The 16,883-nt window shown below is 65.6% G+C and carries 17 protein-coding genes; 10 read left to right on the plus strand and 7 right to left on the minus strand.

Features of this window, described 5'->3' with window-relative positions; genetic code table 11:
• Position 1: 1 nt before the first annotated feature.
• Together tpiA and secG are read left to right on the plus strand one after the other, a co-directional pair.
• A complete protein-coding gene (gene tpiA, locus GUY37_RS08770; protein ID WP_166824645.1) occupies positions 2-787 on the plus strand; it encodes a triose-phosphate isomerase in 786 nt (261 codons plus the stop codon).
• A 55-nt stretch (positions 788-842) separates the two neighbouring features.
• Positions 843-1,088, plus strand: coding sequence for a preprotein translocase subunit SecG (gene secG, locus GUY37_RS08775; RefSeq protein WP_152346380.1), 246 nt, complete (start codon positions 843-845; stop codon positions 1,086-1,088).
• 180 nt (positions 1,089-1,268) lie between these two features.
• Here the strand turns inward: secG and GUY37_RS08780 are convergent, their stop codons facing one another.
• Genes GUY37_RS08780 through tkt form a run of 3 tightly spaced genes read right to left on the minus strand, consistent with a single transcriptional unit; the run spans position 1,269 to position 6,078 of the window.
• Positions 1,269-2,900, minus strand: a complete 1,632-nt coding sequence (locus tag GUY37_RS08780; RefSeq protein ID WP_166824648.1) for a glucose-6-phosphate isomerase — start codon at positions 2,898-2,900, stop codon at positions 1,269-1,271.
• Entirely contained in the window at positions 2,897-4,000 is a 1,104-nt protein-coding gene (gene tal, locus GUY37_RS08785) for a transaldolase (RefSeq protein WP_166824651.1), read from the minus strand. Before tal ends, GUY37_RS08780 begins: the two co-directional genes overlap by 4 nt.
• A complete protein-coding gene (gene tkt / locus GUY37_RS08790) occupies positions 3,997-6,078 on the minus strand; it encodes a transketolase (protein ID WP_166824654.1) in 2,082 nt (693 codons plus the stop codon). The genes tal and tkt overlap by 4 nt, the downstream gene beginning before the upstream one ends.
• A gap of 245 nt (positions 6,079-6,323) precedes the next feature.
• On the opposite strand from tkt, the gene GUY37_RS08795 reads away from it, so the two are divergent.
• Positions 6,324-6,860, plus strand: a complete 537-nt coding sequence (locus GUY37_RS08795; RefSeq protein WP_166824657.1) for a hypothetical protein — start codon at positions 6,324-6,326, stop codon at positions 6,858-6,860.
• Between the two features lie 10 nt (positions 6,861-6,870).
• On the plus strand, positions 6,871-7,857 hold the full coding sequence (locus tag GUY37_RS08800) for a heme o synthase (protein ID WP_152346385.1): 987 nt from the start codon (positions 6,871-6,873) through the stop codon (positions 7,855-7,857).
• A gap of 184 nt (positions 7,858-8,041) precedes the next feature.
• Here GUY37_RS08800 and GUY37_RS08805 read toward each other — a convergent pair whose 3' ends face one another.
• Genes GUY37_RS08805 through GUY37_RS08820 form a run of 4 tightly spaced genes read right to left on the minus strand, consistent with a single transcriptional unit; the run spans position 8,042 to position 11,025 of the window.
• Complete coding sequence (locus GUY37_RS08805) at positions 8,042-8,506, minus strand: VOC family protein (protein WP_166824660.1); 465 nt, start codon at positions 8,504-8,506, stop codon at positions 8,042-8,044.
• Positions 8,469-9,371: a COX15/CtaA family protein gene (locus tag GUY37_RS08810; protein ID WP_227492531.1), complete on the minus strand. Its 903-nt coding sequence runs from the start codon at positions 9,369-9,371 to the stop codon at positions 8,469-8,471. Before GUY37_RS08810 ends, GUY37_RS08805 begins: the two co-directional genes overlap by 38 nt.
• Before the next feature lie 8 nt (positions 9,372-9,379).
• Positions 9,380-10,111 (minus strand): ABC transporter permease, encoded by a 732-nt coding sequence (locus GUY37_RS08815; protein ID WP_166824663.1) that lies wholly within the window; start codon positions 10,109-10,111, stop codon positions 9,380-9,382.
• Positions 10,108-11,025: an ABC transporter ATP-binding protein gene (locus GUY37_RS08820; protein ID WP_166824666.1), complete on the minus strand. Its 918-nt coding sequence runs from the start codon at positions 11,023-11,025 to the stop codon at positions 10,108-10,110. The genes GUY37_RS08815 and GUY37_RS08820 overlap by 4 nt, the downstream gene beginning before the upstream one ends.
• 137 nt (positions 11,026-11,162) lie before the next feature.
• On the opposite strand from GUY37_RS08820, the gene GUY37_RS08825 reads away from it, so the two are divergent.
• From GUY37_RS08825 to GUY37_RS08850, 6 genes are read left to right on the plus strand one after another with little or no spacing between them, the layout of a single operon-like run.
• Positions 11,163-11,882, plus strand: coding sequence for a helix-turn-helix transcriptional regulator (locus GUY37_RS08825; protein ID WP_152346390.1), 720 nt, complete (start codon positions 11,163-11,165; stop codon positions 11,880-11,882).
• Positions 11,879-13,309, plus strand: coding sequence for a Fe-S cluster assembly protein SufB (gene sufB / locus GUY37_RS08830; RefSeq protein WP_166824669.1), 1,431 nt, complete (start codon positions 11,879-11,881; stop codon positions 13,307-13,309). Before GUY37_RS08825 ends, sufB begins: the two co-directional genes overlap by 4 nt.
• A gap of 40 nt (positions 13,310-13,349) precedes the next feature.
• Positions 13,350-14,525, plus strand: a complete 1,176-nt coding sequence (gene sufD, locus GUY37_RS08835; protein WP_166824671.1) for a Fe-S cluster assembly protein SufD — start codon at positions 13,350-13,352, stop codon at positions 14,523-14,525.
• Complete coding sequence (locus tag GUY37_RS08840) at positions 14,522-14,845, plus strand: non-heme iron oxygenase ferredoxin subunit (protein ID WP_407645401.1); 324 nt, start codon at positions 14,522-14,524, stop codon at positions 14,843-14,845. The genes sufD and GUY37_RS08840 overlap by 4 nt, the downstream gene beginning before the upstream one ends.
• Before the next feature lie 27 nt (positions 14,846-14,872).
• Entirely contained in the window at positions 14,873-15,631 is a 759-nt protein-coding gene (gene sufC, locus GUY37_RS08845) for a Fe-S cluster assembly ATPase SufC (RefSeq protein ID WP_152346393.1), read from the plus strand.
• Positions 15,631-16,881 (plus strand): SufS family cysteine desulfurase, encoded by a 1,251-nt coding sequence (locus tag GUY37_RS08850; RefSeq protein WP_166824674.1) that lies wholly within the window; start codon positions 15,631-15,633, stop codon positions 16,879-16,881. Before sufC ends, GUY37_RS08850 begins: the two co-directional genes overlap by 1 nt.
• The last annotated feature ends 2 nt before the right edge of the window (positions 16,882-16,883 follow it).

Below are 16,883 nucleotides of genomic sequence, written 5' to 3' on the forward strand. Positions count from 1 at the left end.
TATGAGCGACCGCACCCTGCTGCTGGCAGGCAACTGGAAGATGAACCACGACCACCTCGAGGCGATCTCCGCCGTCCAGAAACTCGCCTGGGCACTCGAGGACGCAAAACTCGACGAGAGCCGCTGCGAAGTCGTCGTCATTCCGCCCTTCACCGACATCCGTTCGGTGCAGACCCTCGTCCAGGGCGACAAGCTGTGGCTGAAATACGGAGCCCAGGACGTCTCCCAGCACTCTCCCGGAGCACACACCGGAGAGATCGCCGCATCGTTCCTCTCCCGCCTCGGCTGCAGCTATGTGGTCATCGGCCACAGCGAACGTCGAGCGGACAACCATGAGACCAACGAGGTCGTGGCCGCGAAGATCAAGGCCGCACTCTCGGCCGAACTCACACCGATCCTCTGCGTGGGGGAGTCGCTGGAACAGCGCCAGGGGAAGAGCCACGTCGAGTTCACCCTCGGACAGCTCGACGAATCCCTGGCCGGATCCGACGCCGCAGATCTCGAGGGGCTCGTCATCGCCTACGAACCTGTGTGGGCGATCGGCACCGGTGAGACCGCCACCGCCGCCGATGCCGCCGAAATGTCGTCGGCCATCCGGGCGCGGATCGGACAGAAGTACGGCGACAGCCTGGCCCAGACGACCCGCATCCTCTACGGCGGATCGGTCAAGGCCGACAATGTGGCCGAGATCGTCGCCTCCGCGGATGTCGACGGCTCACTGGTGGGAGGCGCGAGTCTGAGCGGCCCCGACTTCGCCGCTTTGTGCAAGGCCGCGGTCGCGAAGTAGACTGACAGACGCATCATTCGACGAAACCCTCGACGAAACATAGGTTGAATCCGACGTGGAAATCCTGAACATCATTCTCATCGCGCTGCTCGTGCTCACGAGCATCTTCCTCACCCTGCTGATCCTCATGCACAAGGGCAAGGGCGGTGGCATGTCCGACATGTTCGGCGGCGGAATGTCCTCGTCGCTGGGGTCCTCGGGCGTGGCCGAGCGCAACCTCAACCGGTTCACGACGCTGATGGCGATCATCTGGGCCGCCTGCATCATCCTGCTGGGCGTCCTCACCCGCTTCAACGCCTGAGGCGTCTTTCGAGGCTGATGCGAAGACCGTGAGACACCGGCCCCGAGGCGGCTAGCCGGTGGACGGATGAGAAGGACCCCGACCGATTCGGTCGGGGTCTTTCTCCTTACTCATTACCCATCGCTCTGTGCCCGGCGATGAGCGCTGATCATCGAGCGCAGGCAGCCACGCTCGTCCGCATCAGTCGAGGCCGAAGTGGTGGAGCGGGCTGATCGACGCGATCGCCCTCCGCAGCTGCTCGAGCCCACGGGCACGATCAAGCAGATGGAGGCGCAGCACGGGCCGGCCCTTCTCGGCCAGCACAGCCGCATCGCCTGCGGCCTGGGCACGCTGCAGCTCAGCGAAGCCGTAGCTTCGCCCCGGCACCAGCAGATCCGTGCGAGCCTCACCGGTGATCTGGAGGAACACTCCGTTCGGATGACCGCCCTTGTGATACTGACCGGTCGAATGCAGGTAGCGGGGACCGAAGCCGAACGTCGTCTGCACGCCCGCATGAGTGGACACGAGCGGACGCAGCTCTGCCGCCTCGGCATCGGCGATCCGGTCCAGGTAGGCCTGAACGCCGACGTAGCCGTACTCGTCTACCTGTGAGAAGAGCTCCTGCAGAGCACCGATGAGATCCGTGGCTTCGTCGACGACGTCGAGGACGTCGATCTCTCCCTCACGGAACTTCGGCTGCCCCGACTGACCGGAGTCCGGTCCGTCGAGCAGCTGCCTGGCCTGCGCCTTCGCCGCTTCCACATCGGGCTGGTCGAAGGGATTGACCCCGATGCTGTATCCGGCGATGGCCGTGGCGTATTCCCAGAACAGGAACAGCTCACCCAATCCGCCGGTGATCGTGGCTTCGAAACCGGACGGTGCGCCCAGCTCCGCGTCGCCGGCCGAGGGCCCGAGCAGGCACAGCAGCGCGTCCGCTCGTGCGTCGGAGAACCCGATGTCGGCGGGGGAGTCGACGACGACGGGAAGGATGCCCTGTCCGTCCTTGCCGAGGGATTCGGCGACGAGCTGCTCGACCCAGGCACCGAGGCCGCGCAGCTGCGGAGCGGTTTCGGCGAGGACGAGCTTCTCCGTCGTCCGGGCATGAGCGATGCTCAGCCAGGTGCCGAACCGCAGCGCCGGGTTGTCCAGACTGTCGGCGGACAGGTGCGGGACTGCCTCAGCCGCCTCGGCGACGATTCCGCGCACATCCGCACCGGCCAGACCCGCGGGAACGAGTCCGAAGGCCGAGAGCGCACTGAACCGCCCACCGACCGTGGGCTCGGCGAGGAAGGTCGCGAGGAAGCCCTGCTCGGCGGCCAACGCCTCGAGCTCCGTCCCCGGGTCGGTGATCGCGATCATCCGTGACGCCGGATCGACGCCGATCGATTCGAAAGCCGCGGCGAAGCTGCGTCGGATCGAATCCGTCTCCACCGTGGTTCCGGACTTCGAGGCGATGATGAGGACCGTGCGTTCGAGGTCGGTGCCGATCGCCTCGGCGACCTGGTTCGGATCCGTCGAATCGACGATCTCGAGCCGGACGCCCGCGGTCTGGGTCATCACCTCGGGGGCGAGCGACGATCCGCCCATTCCGGCCAGGCTGATCGTGCGCAGACCCTGCTCCTGCAGTCGTGCCCGCAGGGAATCGATCTGATCGAGCAGCTCTGCGGCCTCCTGCGGCAGATCCACCCAGCCCATCCGGTCCGCGGCATCCGCGGCACCGTCGAAGAGCTCGGCATCTTGGCGGCTGAGGCGGGAGGCCGGACCGGCGTCGATGAGACGCGCGGCCTCGACATCGAATTCTTCGCCGACGGGAACAGAGAGTGAGAGCTTCATGAGCGGTCCAGAGCCGTACGGATCGTAACCTGGAGTTCGGTCCAGCTGACGTCGAATTTCTTCAGACCCTGCTCTTCGAGCACGGTCATGACGTCGGCATAGTCGATGCCCAGTCGTGCCAGAGCATCGAAGACCTCGTCGGCGGCGCGGTAGTGCTCCGACGTGATCTGCCCGGTGACCTCACCGTGGTCGGCGAAGGCCTCCAGAGTGGGTTCGGGCATCGTGTTCACGGTGTTCGGTGCCACGAGACCGGTCACATACATCGTGTCGGAGTAGTCGGGATTCTTCACCCCCGTCGAGGCCCACAGCAGGCGCTGCGGACGGGCCCCGGCGAGTTCGAGGACCCGGAAGCGTTCGGAGGTGAACAGCTGCGAGTGGATCTCATGGGCGAGCACGCAGTTCGCGATGCCCGCCTTGCCCTTGAGCTCTGCGGCCTTCGGATCCTCGACGGCGTCGAGACGGGAATCGATCTCCGAATCCACACGGGAGACGAACACCGAAGCCACCGACCGGATCGTCGAGAGGTCATGGCCGGCGGCGCGGGCCTTCTCCAGACCCTGCAGGAAGGCTTCGACGACGTGACGGTACCGGGTCAGGGAGAACACGAGAGTGACGTTGACGCTGATCCCTGCCGCGATCGTCTCGGAGATCGCCCGGAGCCCCTCCTCGGTGGCGGGGATCTTGATCATCGCATTCGGCTCGCCGACGCGTTCCCACAGGGCCTTCGCCGAGGCCACGGTGCCTTCTGCATCGTGAGCCAGCGGGGGAGCGACCTCGATCGACACGCGACCGTCCTCACCGTCCGTGGACTCGAAGACCGGTCGGAACAGACGAGCCGCCTCGGCGACATCCGTCGTGGTCAGAGCCTCGATCGCCGAATCCACATCGGCGCCCGAGGCACCGAGCTCGGCGACCGCGGAATCGTAGTCGTTCGCAGCGGAGATCGCGTTGGCGAAGATCGTCGGATTCGTCGTCACCCCCGTGACCGCGGAGTCCTCAATGAGTCGGGCGAGGTCGCCGGATTCGAGCCGGGTGCGGGAGAGGTCGTCGAGCCAGATCGAGACCCCGGCTCCGCTGAGCTGCTGGAGACGTTCACTCATGCTTCCGCCTTTGCTGCGTAGATGGATTCCTTGGCTGCGTCGACGACGGCCGAGGCCGTGATGCCGAACTTCTCGTACAGGGTCTGGTAGTCCGCAGATGCCCCGAAGTGCTCGATGGACACGGCACGACCGGCATCGCCGAGGTACTTGTGCCAGCTCATCGACGAGGCGGCTTCGATGCTCACACGGGCCCTGAGGGAGCGTGGGAGCACCGTGGTCCGGTAGTCCTCCGGCTGAGCGTCGAACCACTCCTGGCAGGGCATGGAGATCACGCGTGCAGCGGTGCCCGATGCCCGGAGAGCCTCGGCGGCATCGAGAGCGATGGCGACCTCGGATCCGCTGGCGATGATCGCCACCTCGGGCCGGTCACCGGTGTCGGTGAGCACATACCCGCCGCGTGCCGCCTCGGAGGCGGGTGCGTACTTCTCACGGTCGAGGACCGGCACGGCCTGACGGGTCAGCACGAGTCCGCTGGGTCCGTCCGTGCGGTCGAGAATCTTCCGCCAGGCGACCGCGGTCTCGTTCGCATCGGCGGGACGGACGACGTCGAGGCCGGGGATGGCGCGCAGGGCCGAGAGGTGCTCGATCGGCTGATGCGTGGGACCGTCCTCGCCGAGGCCGATCGAATCGTGAGTCCACACAAACAGGTTCGGCAGCTGCTGGAGGGCGGCCAGTCGCACGGCGGGGCGCTGGTAGTCGCTGAAGACGAGGAAGGTGCCGGTGTACGGGCGGGTTCCGCCGTGGAGGGCGATGCCGTTGCCGATGAGGCCGGCGGAGAACTCGCGGACGCCGAAGTGGATATTGCGTCCGTAGGCGTGACCGGAGAAGGCCTCGGTCGACCGGTGAGTGGGCAGGAAGCTCGGCTCACCCTTGATCAGCGTGTTGTTCGAACCCGCGAGATCGGCGGAACCGCCCCAGAGCTCCGGCATGATCTCGGCGATGGCATTGAGCACCTGACCGGAGGCCGCACGAGTGGCGATGCCTTTCTCGCTGACTTCGAAGACCGGGAAAGCCGCATCGAGGCCGGCGGGCAGCTCCCGTTTGGACAGGCGGTCGAAGAGAGCCGCGTTGTCCGGGTTCGCGCTGCGCCATTCGGCGAAGGAGTCGTCCCATGCGAGGTGAGCGGCACGACCCCGGTCGAGGGCCTGACGGGTGTGGGCGAGGACCTCGTCGTCGACGGCGAAGGTCTGCTCGGGATCGAAGCCGAGGATCTCCTTGGTCGCCCGGATCTCGTCCTCACCGAGGGCCGCGCCATGGGACCCGCCGGTGTTCTGCGCGTTCGGGGACGGCCAGGCGATGATCGTGGACAGCCGGATGAACGAGGGGCGAGAATCGGCGCGCGCGGCCTCGACGGCGGCGTGGAAGGCGGCGATGTCCTCGTGGTAGTCATCGCCTGCGGTGAAGTCGACGTGCTGGACGTGCCAGCCGTAGGCGGCGTAGCGGGCGGCGGTGTCCTCACCGAAGGCGATGGCGGTGTCGTCTTCGATGGAGATCTTGTTGTCGTCCCAGATGACCAGCAGATTCGACAGCTCCTGTGTGCCCGCCAGCGAGGAGGCTTCACCGGACACGCCCTCTTCGAGGTCGCCGTCGGAGGCCAGCACGATGATCGAGTGATCGAACGGCGAGGTGCCGGGGGCCGCCTCGGGATCGAAGAGTCCGCGTTCGCGGCGAGCGGCCATGGCCATGCCCACGGCCGAGGCCAGTCCGGAGCCCAGCGGACCCGTGGTGATCTCGACGCCGGCGGTGTGCCCGACCTCGGGGTGGCCCGGGGTCAGCGAGCCCCATGTGCGCAGCGCCTTCAGATCGTCGAGTTCCAGTCCGAATCCGGCCAGGTAGAGCTGGATGTACTGAGTCAGCGAACTGTGACCGCAGGAGAGGACGAAGCGATCACGGCCGACCCAGGTCGGGTCGGCCGGGTCGTGAGTGAGTCCGTGCTGATACAGGTAGTGGGCGATGGGGGCCAAGCTCATGGCGGTGCCCGGGTGCCCGTTCCCTGTCTTCTGCACCGCATCCGCGGCGAGGAGGCGGGCAGTGTCGACTGCGCGATTGTCGAGTTCAGTCCAGGACAGAGTTGTCATGTCGTCGAGCGATCCTTCGTTCGTCTGAGAGCGTGCATTCAAACTCTACCCGTCGGACGCCAGAAGCGTCGCCCCTGTTCGCCAGCCGCACCGTCGGGGTCCGAGACTTTCCGGCTACTGACGGGTAGAGTGTGGTCCCGAGCACAGCTGTGATTCGACAATCGACAACTGCTGCGAGTTGCACAGACTCAGAAGAGACCGTGGTCGACAGGAGAGGTGGCAGGGTGGGCGAAGGTGCTGATCCCGTGCTCGATGTCGCTGGCGCAGACGGCGCGGACCGGCGAGCTGAATGGCCGGCGGGCAGGCGTCCCGACCTCGCCGAGGCGGCCCACCAGACCAGAGCGCTCCGTCGGGCGCTCTCCCGGTTCGGCGCGGCCTTCCCCGTGTTCTTCGCTGTGGTGACCATCGCCGTGTCGTCGGCGATCGGACAGCCGCTGCGCGGCAGCGTCGACCTCGGTGAGCTCGGGCTCTGGACGCTGGGCACTCTGCTTCTGCTCACACCCTTCGCAGCCGCGCTGGCTGTGATGCTCAACGCCCGACGCGGCGGGCTGGTATGGAGGACGGCTCTCATCTATTCCCTCCTCGCCGGCACCCTCGGTCTGTGTGTCGACTTAGGCGTCCTCGGCACGGATCCGCAGTCCGCCTCGCTGAGCTTCGTCTCGGCACTCGTCGTGCAGGTCATCGTGCTTGCACCCGTGTGTGCCGCAGTGGCCTTCCTCGTCCGCATCGTCAGTGAGTCGACTCGCCTTCGCGCGACTGGCAAAAACTTCGACAACAGGTAGAATCTAGGCCGTGAGCAAACTTCGTCAGAACCGGGAAGAGCAGAGTGAACGACCTCTGCAGAGGGCCATCGACGAGCAGAATCTCGCTGCCCGACCGCGTTCGATCATCAGCGCATATATCTCACTGACCAAACCGCGTGTCATCGAACTGCTCCTCGTCACGACCGCGCCCGTGATGTTCCTGGCCGCTCAGGGCCTGCCGAACATCTGGCTGGTCATCAACACTCTCATCGGCGGAGCCGCGGCAGCGGCCTCGGCGTCGGTCTTCAACTGCTATGTCGACCGTGACATCGACGCGAAGATGGAGCGGACGAAGGACCGACCCCTCGTCACCGGTGAGGTCAGCCCCCGCTCCGCACTGATCTTCGCCTTCGTGCTCGGCATCGGTTCGATCTTCTGGCTCGGGGGATTCACGAACTGGGTCACGGCGGGGCTCACCGCCTCGGCGATCCTGCTCTACGCAGTCTTCTACACTCTCGTTCTCAAGCGCCGCACCTCACAGAACATCGTCTGGGGCGGCGCCGCGGGCTGCATGCCCGTGCTCATCGGCTGGTCGGCCGTGACCGGGGGAGTCGCATGGGAGCCCGTGCTGCTCTTCCTCGTCGTCTTCTTCTGGACCCCGCCGCACTACTGGCCGCTGGCGATCAAATACAAGGCCGACTACGACGCCGCCGAAGTGCCCATGCTGCCGTCGAAGGTTCCGCCGACGTCCGTCGGTCGTCAGATGATCCTCTACACGTGGGCGATGATCGCATGCTCGCTGGCACTCATCCCCGTCGCTCCGATGGGCCCGGTCTACACGATCGTGGCTGTGGGCGCCGGAGCCTGGTTCCTGTGGTCGTGCTACTCGCTGGTCTCCCGCGCCAAGCAGGGCAAGGACGGCACCTCGCTCAAGGCGATGAAGGTCTTCCACGGTTCGATCACCTACCTGTCGCTGCTCTTCCTGGCTGTGGCCATCGACCCGTTCGTGCCCACTCTGATCCCCGGCATCTGGTGAGTCGTCGCCGGAACCCGGTGCGCTGAGACTCGCCGCCGGGCGCTCACAGAGAAGTCTCGCAGAGAGCCCGGTGTCACATTCGGCCGAGTCTGCGCTGAATAGCCCAGTTCCGAACCTGGGCTATTCAGCGCAGACTGGGCCGTTTCCCATTTGTACCCCGGTTTTCGGGCCGGAACGCAGATCCTCAGCCGGCGCCCACGAGGTCGTCGATGACGATCTTCTTCATCTGCATGAGGGCCTGAGTCTGTGCCGGGCCGGTCATCAGCTCACCCAGGTTCGCAGGGACGATCTGCCAGCTGATCCCGAATCGGTCCTTGAGCCAGCCGCACTGCTCGTGCTCGGGTGAGGCCGACAGATGCGACCAGTAGTGATCGATCTCGGCCTGGTCGGCACATTCGACGGTCAGCGAGATCGCCTCGTTGAATGTGAATGCCGGTCCTCCGTCGAGGCAGATGAAAGGTGTGCCGTCGAGGACGAAGCGGCCGTCCAGGACCTTCCCGCTCATCCCCGCGAAGTGTTCGTCGAGGGATTCGTCGGGATAGCGTTCGATGGAGAGGATGCGCGAATCAGGGAAGACTGAGCAGTAGAACTCCATGGCCTCCTCGGCGCGATCAGGAAACCACAGACACGGAACGATCGGGACTGGCATCGGTGCTCCTCGGGTATGCGCTGTCGAGGACGGCAACGCTTGCCGCAATCGTAGCGGACAGCCCGACCATGTGTAAGGCCACCAGGGCTTCGGGAACGCCGAGGAAGTACTGGACGTATCCGATGACCCCCTGCGCGATCTCGACGACGAGGAGCACGGCCAGCGGAGCGACCATTGCGGTCTGCGCCTTCTTCCGGGCGACCACCAGGGCGGAGAGCGTGGCGACGACGAGCAGCCACACCGGTGCGGCATGGAGGCGGGTGACCCAGATGTTGTCGAGGTCGTTGCGGGTCGAGATCGTCGAACCCGAGTGTGGTCCGGCACCCGTGGTGAGCACTCCGAATACGACGATGATCGCGGTGAGGCCGAGGATGATCCAGCCGAGTGTCGGCAGGGGAGCCGGAGCCTTGGTGTTCAGTCGCACGCCCGTGTCGTAGGTGCGACGGACGAAGTAGGCGGCGACACCGACGGCGACGGCCGAGGGGACGAAGTGGCCGGCGACGACCCAGGGGTTGAGCTTCGTCCACACGGTGATTCCGCCGACGACGGCCTGGACGGGGACGATGGCCAGCAGTCCGATATTGAGCCAGAAGAGATCCGGGCGCTTCTTCCGGTGCCTCCACAGCATGAGCGCGATGCACACGCCGAGGATCGCCAGCGCCACGGCAAGGAGCCGGTTGCCGAACTCGATGGCGCCGTGGATGCCCATCTCGCTGGTGGCCACGAGGGAATCGGGGGTGCACTTCGGCCAGTCCGAGCACCCGAGTCCCGATCCGGTGAGCCGGACGATTCCGCCGGTCAGGATGATCCCGGCCTGGGCGATGAGCATGGCCCAAGCGGCGATGCGGATCTTCTTCGTGACCACTTCACTCCTCATTCGAAACGGAACCACCTGCGTGCCGCAAGCGTTCCCACAAGCCCCCATACCAGGAGCACGATGATTGCCTTGATGTCTGTGCCGCCGTCCCCGATGGCGGACCGCATGGCGTCGCCGAGAGCTCCGGAGGGCAGGTAGCCCACAACTGTTCCCCATTCTCCCGGATGCGCGATGATGAGGCCACCGACGCCGGCCATGAGAACCCAGATGAGGTTCGTCGCCGCCAGCGTCGCCTCGGCGCGGACGGTTCCGGCCATGAGCAGACCGAGGGAGAGCAGCGCAGCGGTGCCCAGCAGAGTGGTCACCACGAGCCCGAGAACATCGACGGGTCCGCGGAAACCGAGGGCGACCGCCACGGCGAGGACGAGTGCGTACTGGATGACGATGACGACGATGACGGCGCCGAGTTTGCCGAGGATGAGTCCGCTCGTCCCCAGCGGAGTCGTCGCCAGCTGCCGCAGCACGCCGTAGCGGCGGTCGAAGGCGGTGGCGATCGCCTGACCGGTGAATGCGCTGGAGGCCAAGCTCAGGCTCAGCGCTCCGGGCACGGCGATCGCCAGCGGATCGGTTCCGGAATCGATGACCCCGAGTCCAGTGAGCAGGGGAGTCTTCGCGAGGAAGACGAGCAGACCGAGAGGGAAGATCACCGAGAGCAGCAGCTGCTCGCCGTTGCGCAGAACGGACAGGGTCTCGAACCTCGTCTGCGAGACGATGCGCGTGAGGGTCATCGCAGCGGCCTCCCCGTCAGTTCGAAGAACACATCGGACAGTGACTGTCTCTGCATCCCGATGTCCGTGATCTGCAGTCCCGCCTCGGCGATGGCCGTGCAGGCGGCCGCGATCTGGCTCGCCGTCGGTGTACCGTCGATGGTGATCAGCGAGTCCTGCGCCGAGGCGGGGCCGAGCTCGGCGAGCCGGTGGACGAGATCGGCGGGGACTGGGGAGCCCAGACGAATCGTCAGCGACCGTGACCCGGCGGAGGCGCTGCGCAGCTCTTCCGGGGCTCCCTGAGCGATGATGCGTCCGCGGTCGATGACGACGACCTCGTCGGAGAGCTCCTCCGCCTCGGCGAGGTCGTGAGTGGTGAGGACGACGGCGACTCCGCGTTCGGCGAGATCGGCGATGAAGCTGTGGACGACCTCGCGAGCCTGCGGGTCGAGGCCGGCGCAGGGTTCGTCGAGGAAGACCAGACGAGGACGGCCGATGAGCGCGGCGGCCAGGGCCACGCGCTGCTTCTGCCCGCCGGAGAGTCGGCGCATCGTGCGACCGGCGAAGTCATGGAGTCCCAAGGGTTCGGCGAGCTCGTCGACCGGCAGGGGGTTCTCATAGAGGGAGGAGAGGTGGCGCAGCACCTGCAGGGGCTTCGAGCTCATGGGCAGTCCGCCGTCCTGGAGCATGACACCGGCCAGCTGCGACGTCGTGGGGTGATCGGAGACGGGATCGTGCCCGAAGATCTCCACCGTGCCCGAGTCCGGACGGCGGGTGCCGACGGCCAGGGAGATGGTCGTGGACTTGCCGGCGCCGTTGGGCCCGAGGACGCCGAGGACGGACCCGGTCTCGGCCGTGAGGTCGATTCCGTCGACGACACGGTGGGTGCCGTAGGAGTACTGGAGACCGCGGATGGTCAGGGCCGGAGTTGACACCAGGCTATTCTACGACGCGTCGAAACCGGTGTCGAAACGGCAGTTGGCCGGTGCCGAATCCGCCGGTGGTTAGGCTCACCTAGTTTTACGAAACAAATTACGCAACAATAGTGTTGTGTTAGTCAAGGAGGTGGATTATGGCTGCAAACGACACGGAAGATCGCCGAACCCGGCAGAAAGTCTTCCAGTCGGTGCTCGACGAAGGGCCGATCACCGCTTCGTCTTTGGCCAGAGCCCTCGAGCTGACTCCCGCGGCGATCCGTCGTCACCTGGACGCGCTGGAGAGCGAGGGCCTCATCGAGGTCCGTGAACTCGCCGGCAAACAGGCGGGCAGGGGCCGACCGGCCCGGCACTATGTGGTCACGACGGCCGGACACGATTCGGTCAGTCATTCCTACGACGAGTTGGCCGTGAATATCCTGCGCTACATGGAGGACAAGCACGGCAAGTCGGCGGTGGAGGATTTCACCGAAGACCTCGTGGGTCGGTTGCGGGACCGGCTCGGACCGGAGCTCGACAAGCGCGGCGGCACCACAGTGGCGTCTCGCTCACGTGCACTCGCTGCTGCACTGACACGGGAGGGGTACGCCGCCTCGGCGACACCGGTCGCGGCCGGAACCCCGCTCGAAGCGATGCAGCTGTGCCAGGGACACTGTCCGATCCAGGCCGTGGCGGCGGAGTACCCGGAGATCTGCGAAGCAGAACTCGCGATGTTCTCCGACTACCTCGGCGTCGACGTGCGCCGGCTGTCCTCGCTGGCACAGGGAGACCACGTGTGCACCACCCACATTCCGACTTCGGAACTGACCAGACCACTCATCCACAGCAATGATCGACCTCAAGGAGGTTCACGATGACTGACACAGGAAATCGGATCATCGATGCGAATCCCGAGCTCAAAGACCTCGGGCAGTATGCATACGGTTGGCACGACGAGAACGACGCAGGAGCGACCGCGACCCGCGGGCTCAGCGAAGACGTCGTGCGCAACATCTCGAAGCTCAAGGACGAACCCGAGTGGATGCTCAAGCGTCGGCTCAAGGCGCTGCGCCTGTTCGACAAGAAGCCGATGCCTAACTGGGGCGCCGACCTCACCGGAATCGACTTCGCCGACATCAAGTACTTCGTCCGCTCCACCGAGGGACAGGCGACTTCCTGGGAGGACCTCCCCGAGGACATCCGCAACACCTACGACCGTCTGGGCATCCCCGAGGCCGAGAAGCAGCGCCTCGTCGCCGGTGTCGCCGCTCAGTACGAGTCCGAGGTCGTCTACCACCAGATCAACGAGGAGCTCGAGGCTCAGGGTGTCATCTTCATGGACACCGACACAGGTCTGCGTGAGCACCCGGAGATCTTCGAAGAGTACTTCGGCTCGATCATTCCGTCCGGCGACAACAAGTTCGCCGCGCTGAACACCGCAGTCTGGTCCGGCGGCTCCTTCGTCTACGTCCCCAAGGGCGTCCACGTCGAGATCCCGCTGCAGGCCTACTTCCGCATCAACACGGAGAATATGGGCCAGTTCGAGCGCACGCTCATCATCGCCGACGAGGGAGCCTCGGTCCACTACGTCGAGGGCTGCACCGCTCCGATCTACAAGACCGACTCCCTGCACTCGGCCGTTGTCGAGATCATCGCGAAGAAGGACGCGAAGGTCCGCTACACGACGATCCAGAACTGGTCGAACAACGTGTACAACCTGGTCACCAAGCGTGCCATCGCCGAAGAGGGCGCCTCCATGGAATGGGTCGACGGCAACATCGGCTCGAAGGTGACCATGAAGTACCCGGCCATCTGGCTCACCGGTGAGCACGCTCGCGGTGAGACGCTGTCCGTGGCCTTCGCCGGCGAGGGGCAGCACCAGGACACCGGTGCCAAGATGGTCCACGCCGCTCCGCACACCCATTCGTCGATCGTGTCGAAGTCCGTGGCCCGCGGCGGCGGCCGTGCCGGCTACCGCGGACTCGTCCACGTCCATCCGGGTGCCGAAGGCGCGTCGAACAACGTCCTCTGCGACGCCCTGCTCGTCGACAACGTCTCCCGTTCGGACACGTACCCCTACATCGACATTCGCGAAGACGACGTCACACTCGGCCATGAGGCCACCGTGTCGAAGGTCAGTGAGGATCAGCTCTTCTACCTCATGTCCCGCGGCATGGAGGAGACCGAGGCGATGGCGATGATCGTGCGCGGCTTCGTCGAGCCCATCGCACGTGAACTCCCGATGGAGTACGCCCTCGAACTCAACCGCCTCATCGAACTGCAGATGGAAGGCGCGGTCGGCTGAGACCCGACCCGGCGCCCACTGCACTCAAAGGAGTAAATCTGTGACTGACACCACCAATCCGCTTGGCCTCTCGGAACACTCGCACGGTTCCGAGGTCCAGGTGCCCGATTCGAAGCGCGATGCGCGCACCCGCAGCTTCGACGTCGCCGACTTCCCCGTGCCCACCGGCCGGGAGGAGGAATGGCGCTTCTCTCCCGTGCGCAAGTTCAGCGAGTTCTTCGAGGACACCGCCAGCGAGGCGACGCTGAAGTTCGAGTCGGACCTGCCCGAGGGGTTGTCCGTCGAGGAGATCTCGCTCGAGTCCGCTCAGGAACTGGGCATCCTCGAACCCGAGGATCGTGCCGCGGCCGTCGCCGCCAACCGAGCCGCCGCCGTGACGCACTACTCGATCCCCGCGGACACCGAACTCGATCGGGCCGCGATCATCCACGCCGACGGCACGGGTGAGGCGCTCGGCCACGGCCATGTCGTCGTCACCGTCGGAGCGAACTCGAAGGCGACCATCGTCGTCGAGCACGAGGGACTGGCCCGGTACTCCGAGCTCGTCTCCCTCGTCGTCGGCGACGGCGCGGAGGTCACCTTCGTATCGCTGCAGCTGTGGGACGAGGGCTCCCAGCACCTCGGCCAGCACGACGCGATCGTGGGCAAGGACGCGAAGTTCAAGCACATCCACATCACCCTCGGCGGTGAGGTCGTGCGCCTGAACACGAACGTGCGCTACTCGGCGGCCGGGGGAGAGGCCGAACTGCTCGGCCTCTACTTCGCCGACGCCGGTCAGCACCTCGAGCACCGCACCTACATCGACCACAACACTCCCAAGGCCCAGTCCAACGTCCACTACAAGGGCGCTCTGCAGGGCAAGGACGCGCGCAGCGTGTGGATCGGCGATGTGCTCATCCGACCCGAGGCCCTCGACATCGACACCTACGAGCTCAACCGGAACCTCATCCTCACCGAGGGTGCCCGTGCGGACTCGGTGCCGAACCTCGAGATCGAGACCGGCGACATCGCCGGTGCCGGCCACGCCTCCTCGGTGGGTCGCTTCGATGAGGAGCACCTGTTCTACCTCATGAGCCGCGGCATCCCGGAAGAGGTCGCTCGTCAGCTCGTGGTACGCGGATTCTTCAATGAAGTGATTCAGAAGATCCAGGTGCCCGAGATCGAAGACGTGCTCAACGAGCGCATCGAAGACGAACTGTCCCGGAGTGTTCTGTGACCATGATCGACGTGGCGGCCACCGATGAGGTGACCCCCGGCGGCACCATGCGCATCGAGATCGGCGAGTTCGAGATCTGCATCGCTCGCGACTCCGACGGCACGATCCACGCCATCGACGACCTGTGCACCCACGGTGAGGTGTCGTTGGCGGAAGGAGACGTCGAGGACTGCACCATCGAATGCTGGCTGCACGGATCGCAGTTCGACCTGACGACGGGCAGGCCGGTGAATCCGCCGGCCTTCGAACCCGTCGCGGTCTATGACTGCAAAGAGATCGCCGGCCGGATCCTCGTCGACCCGAACACAACCCTGAACTGACCTCAAGACCGAAGAAGAAGGATCAATATGTCCACTCTCAAGATCGAAGACCTGCACGTCGGTGTCAACACTGATACCGGTCTCAAGCCCATCCTCAACGGCATCAACCTCGTCATCAACTCGAACGAGACCCATGCCATCATGGGGCCCAACGGCTCCGGCAAGTCGACCCTGGCGTATGCCCTGGCCGGTCACCCCAAGTACGAAGTGACCTCCGGTTCGGTCACGCTCGACGGTGAGGACGTCCTCGAGATGTCCGTCGACGAGCGTGCGAAGGCCGGCCTGTTCCTGGCCATGCAGTACCCCGTCGAGGTTCCCGGCGTGACCGTGACGAACTTCCTCCGTTCGGCCAAGACCGCCATCGACGGCGAAGCTCCCAAGCTGCGGAACTGGACCAAGGACCTCAAGCAGGCCATGGAGAACCTGCGTGTGGATCCCGCGTTCGCGTCGCGCAACGTCAACGAGGGCTTCTCCGGCGGTGAGAAGAAGCGTCACGAGATCCTGCAGCTCGAGATGCTCAAGCCGAGGTTCGCCGTTCTCGACGAGACCGACTCGGGCCTCGACGTCGATGCGCTGCGCATCGTGTCCGAAGGCGTCAACCGCGTCAAGGACGCCACCGATGTCGGCGTCATGCTCATCACTCACTACACGCGCATCCTCAACTACATCAAGCCCGATCACGTCCACGTGATCATCAACGGCAAGGTGGCCGAGGAAGGCGGACCGGAACTGGCCGAACGCCTCGAGAACGAAGGCTACGACCGCTTCTTCACTGCCGGCGTCTGATGTTCTCACGTCTGAGGGGCGACTTCCCGATTCTCGATGTGAGAGTCGGGGAGTCGCCGCTGTCGTATCTCGACTCGGGAGCGACATCGCAGAAGCCGCAGTGCGTCATCGACACCTTCGTCGAGTACTTCCAGCAGCGCAATGCCGCCGTTCACCGTGGCGCTCACTCCCTGGCCGTCGAGGCCACCGACGCGTTCGAGAACGGTCGGATCGCCGCTGCCGGGCTCGTCGGCGGCACGCCGGAACAGGTGTGCTGGACGAAGAACGCCACCGAGGCGCTCAACATCGTGGCCCTCGGCATGGATCGGGCCAGCCGCGGCTTCGGGGGAGAGGGCGCAGCGTGCTTCGCCCTCGGTCCCGCTGACTCGATCGTCGTGACCGAGATGGAGCATCACGCGAATCTCGTTCCGTGGCAGCAGCTGGCGGCCTCGACCGGAGCGCAGCTGCGCTGGCTGCCGGTCACCGATTCCGGAGAACTCGATCTGGCCGATCTCGACACGATCATCGACGAATCGACGAAGGTGTTCGCGTTCACGCACGTCTCCAACGTCCTCGGCACGATCAACCCGGTCGACCTGCTCGTCGAGCGGGCTCGCGCCGTCGGGGCGTACATCGTACTCGATGCCTGCCAGTCCGTCCCGCATATGCCCGTGGATTTCGTCGAGCTCGACGTCGACTTCGCCGCGTTCTCCGCTCACAAGGCGCTCGGCCCCACCGGTCTGGGTGCGCTGTGGGGCAGGTCCGAGCTGCTCGACGCTCTGCCGCCGGTGCTGACCGGCGGATCCATGATCACGACGGTGACCATGGAGGAGACCGAGTTCATGCCCGCCCCGCAGCGTTTCGAGGCCGGCACCCAGCCGGTCGCCGAGGTGGCCGCGTTCGCGACCGCGATCGGCTACCTCGCCGAGGTGGGGCTGGAGAATGTGTTCGACCATGAGAAGGAACTCGCCCGCGTCCTCCTCGACGGGATCGCGCAGATCCCCGGAATCCGCGTCCTCGGCGATGCCGCTGACCGGATCGGGACCGTGGCCTTCGACGTCGACGGCGTGCACGCCCACGATGTCGGGCAGTATCTCGACTCCCAGGGGGTCGCCGTGCGCGTGGGCCACCACTGCGCCCAGCCGCTGCACCGGCGCTTCGGGGTCACCGCCTCGACGCGGGCGAGCACGTATCTGTACAACAACGTCGAAGACTGCACCCGCTTCCTGACCGCTCTGGCAGAAGTGCGGCCCTTCTTCGGAGTCGCATGAAG

Source organism: Brevibacterium limosum, assembly GCF_011617705.1.
Classification (GTDB): Bacteria; Actinomycetota; Actinomycetes; order Actinomycetales; family Brevibacteriaceae; genus Brevibacterium; species Brevibacterium limosum.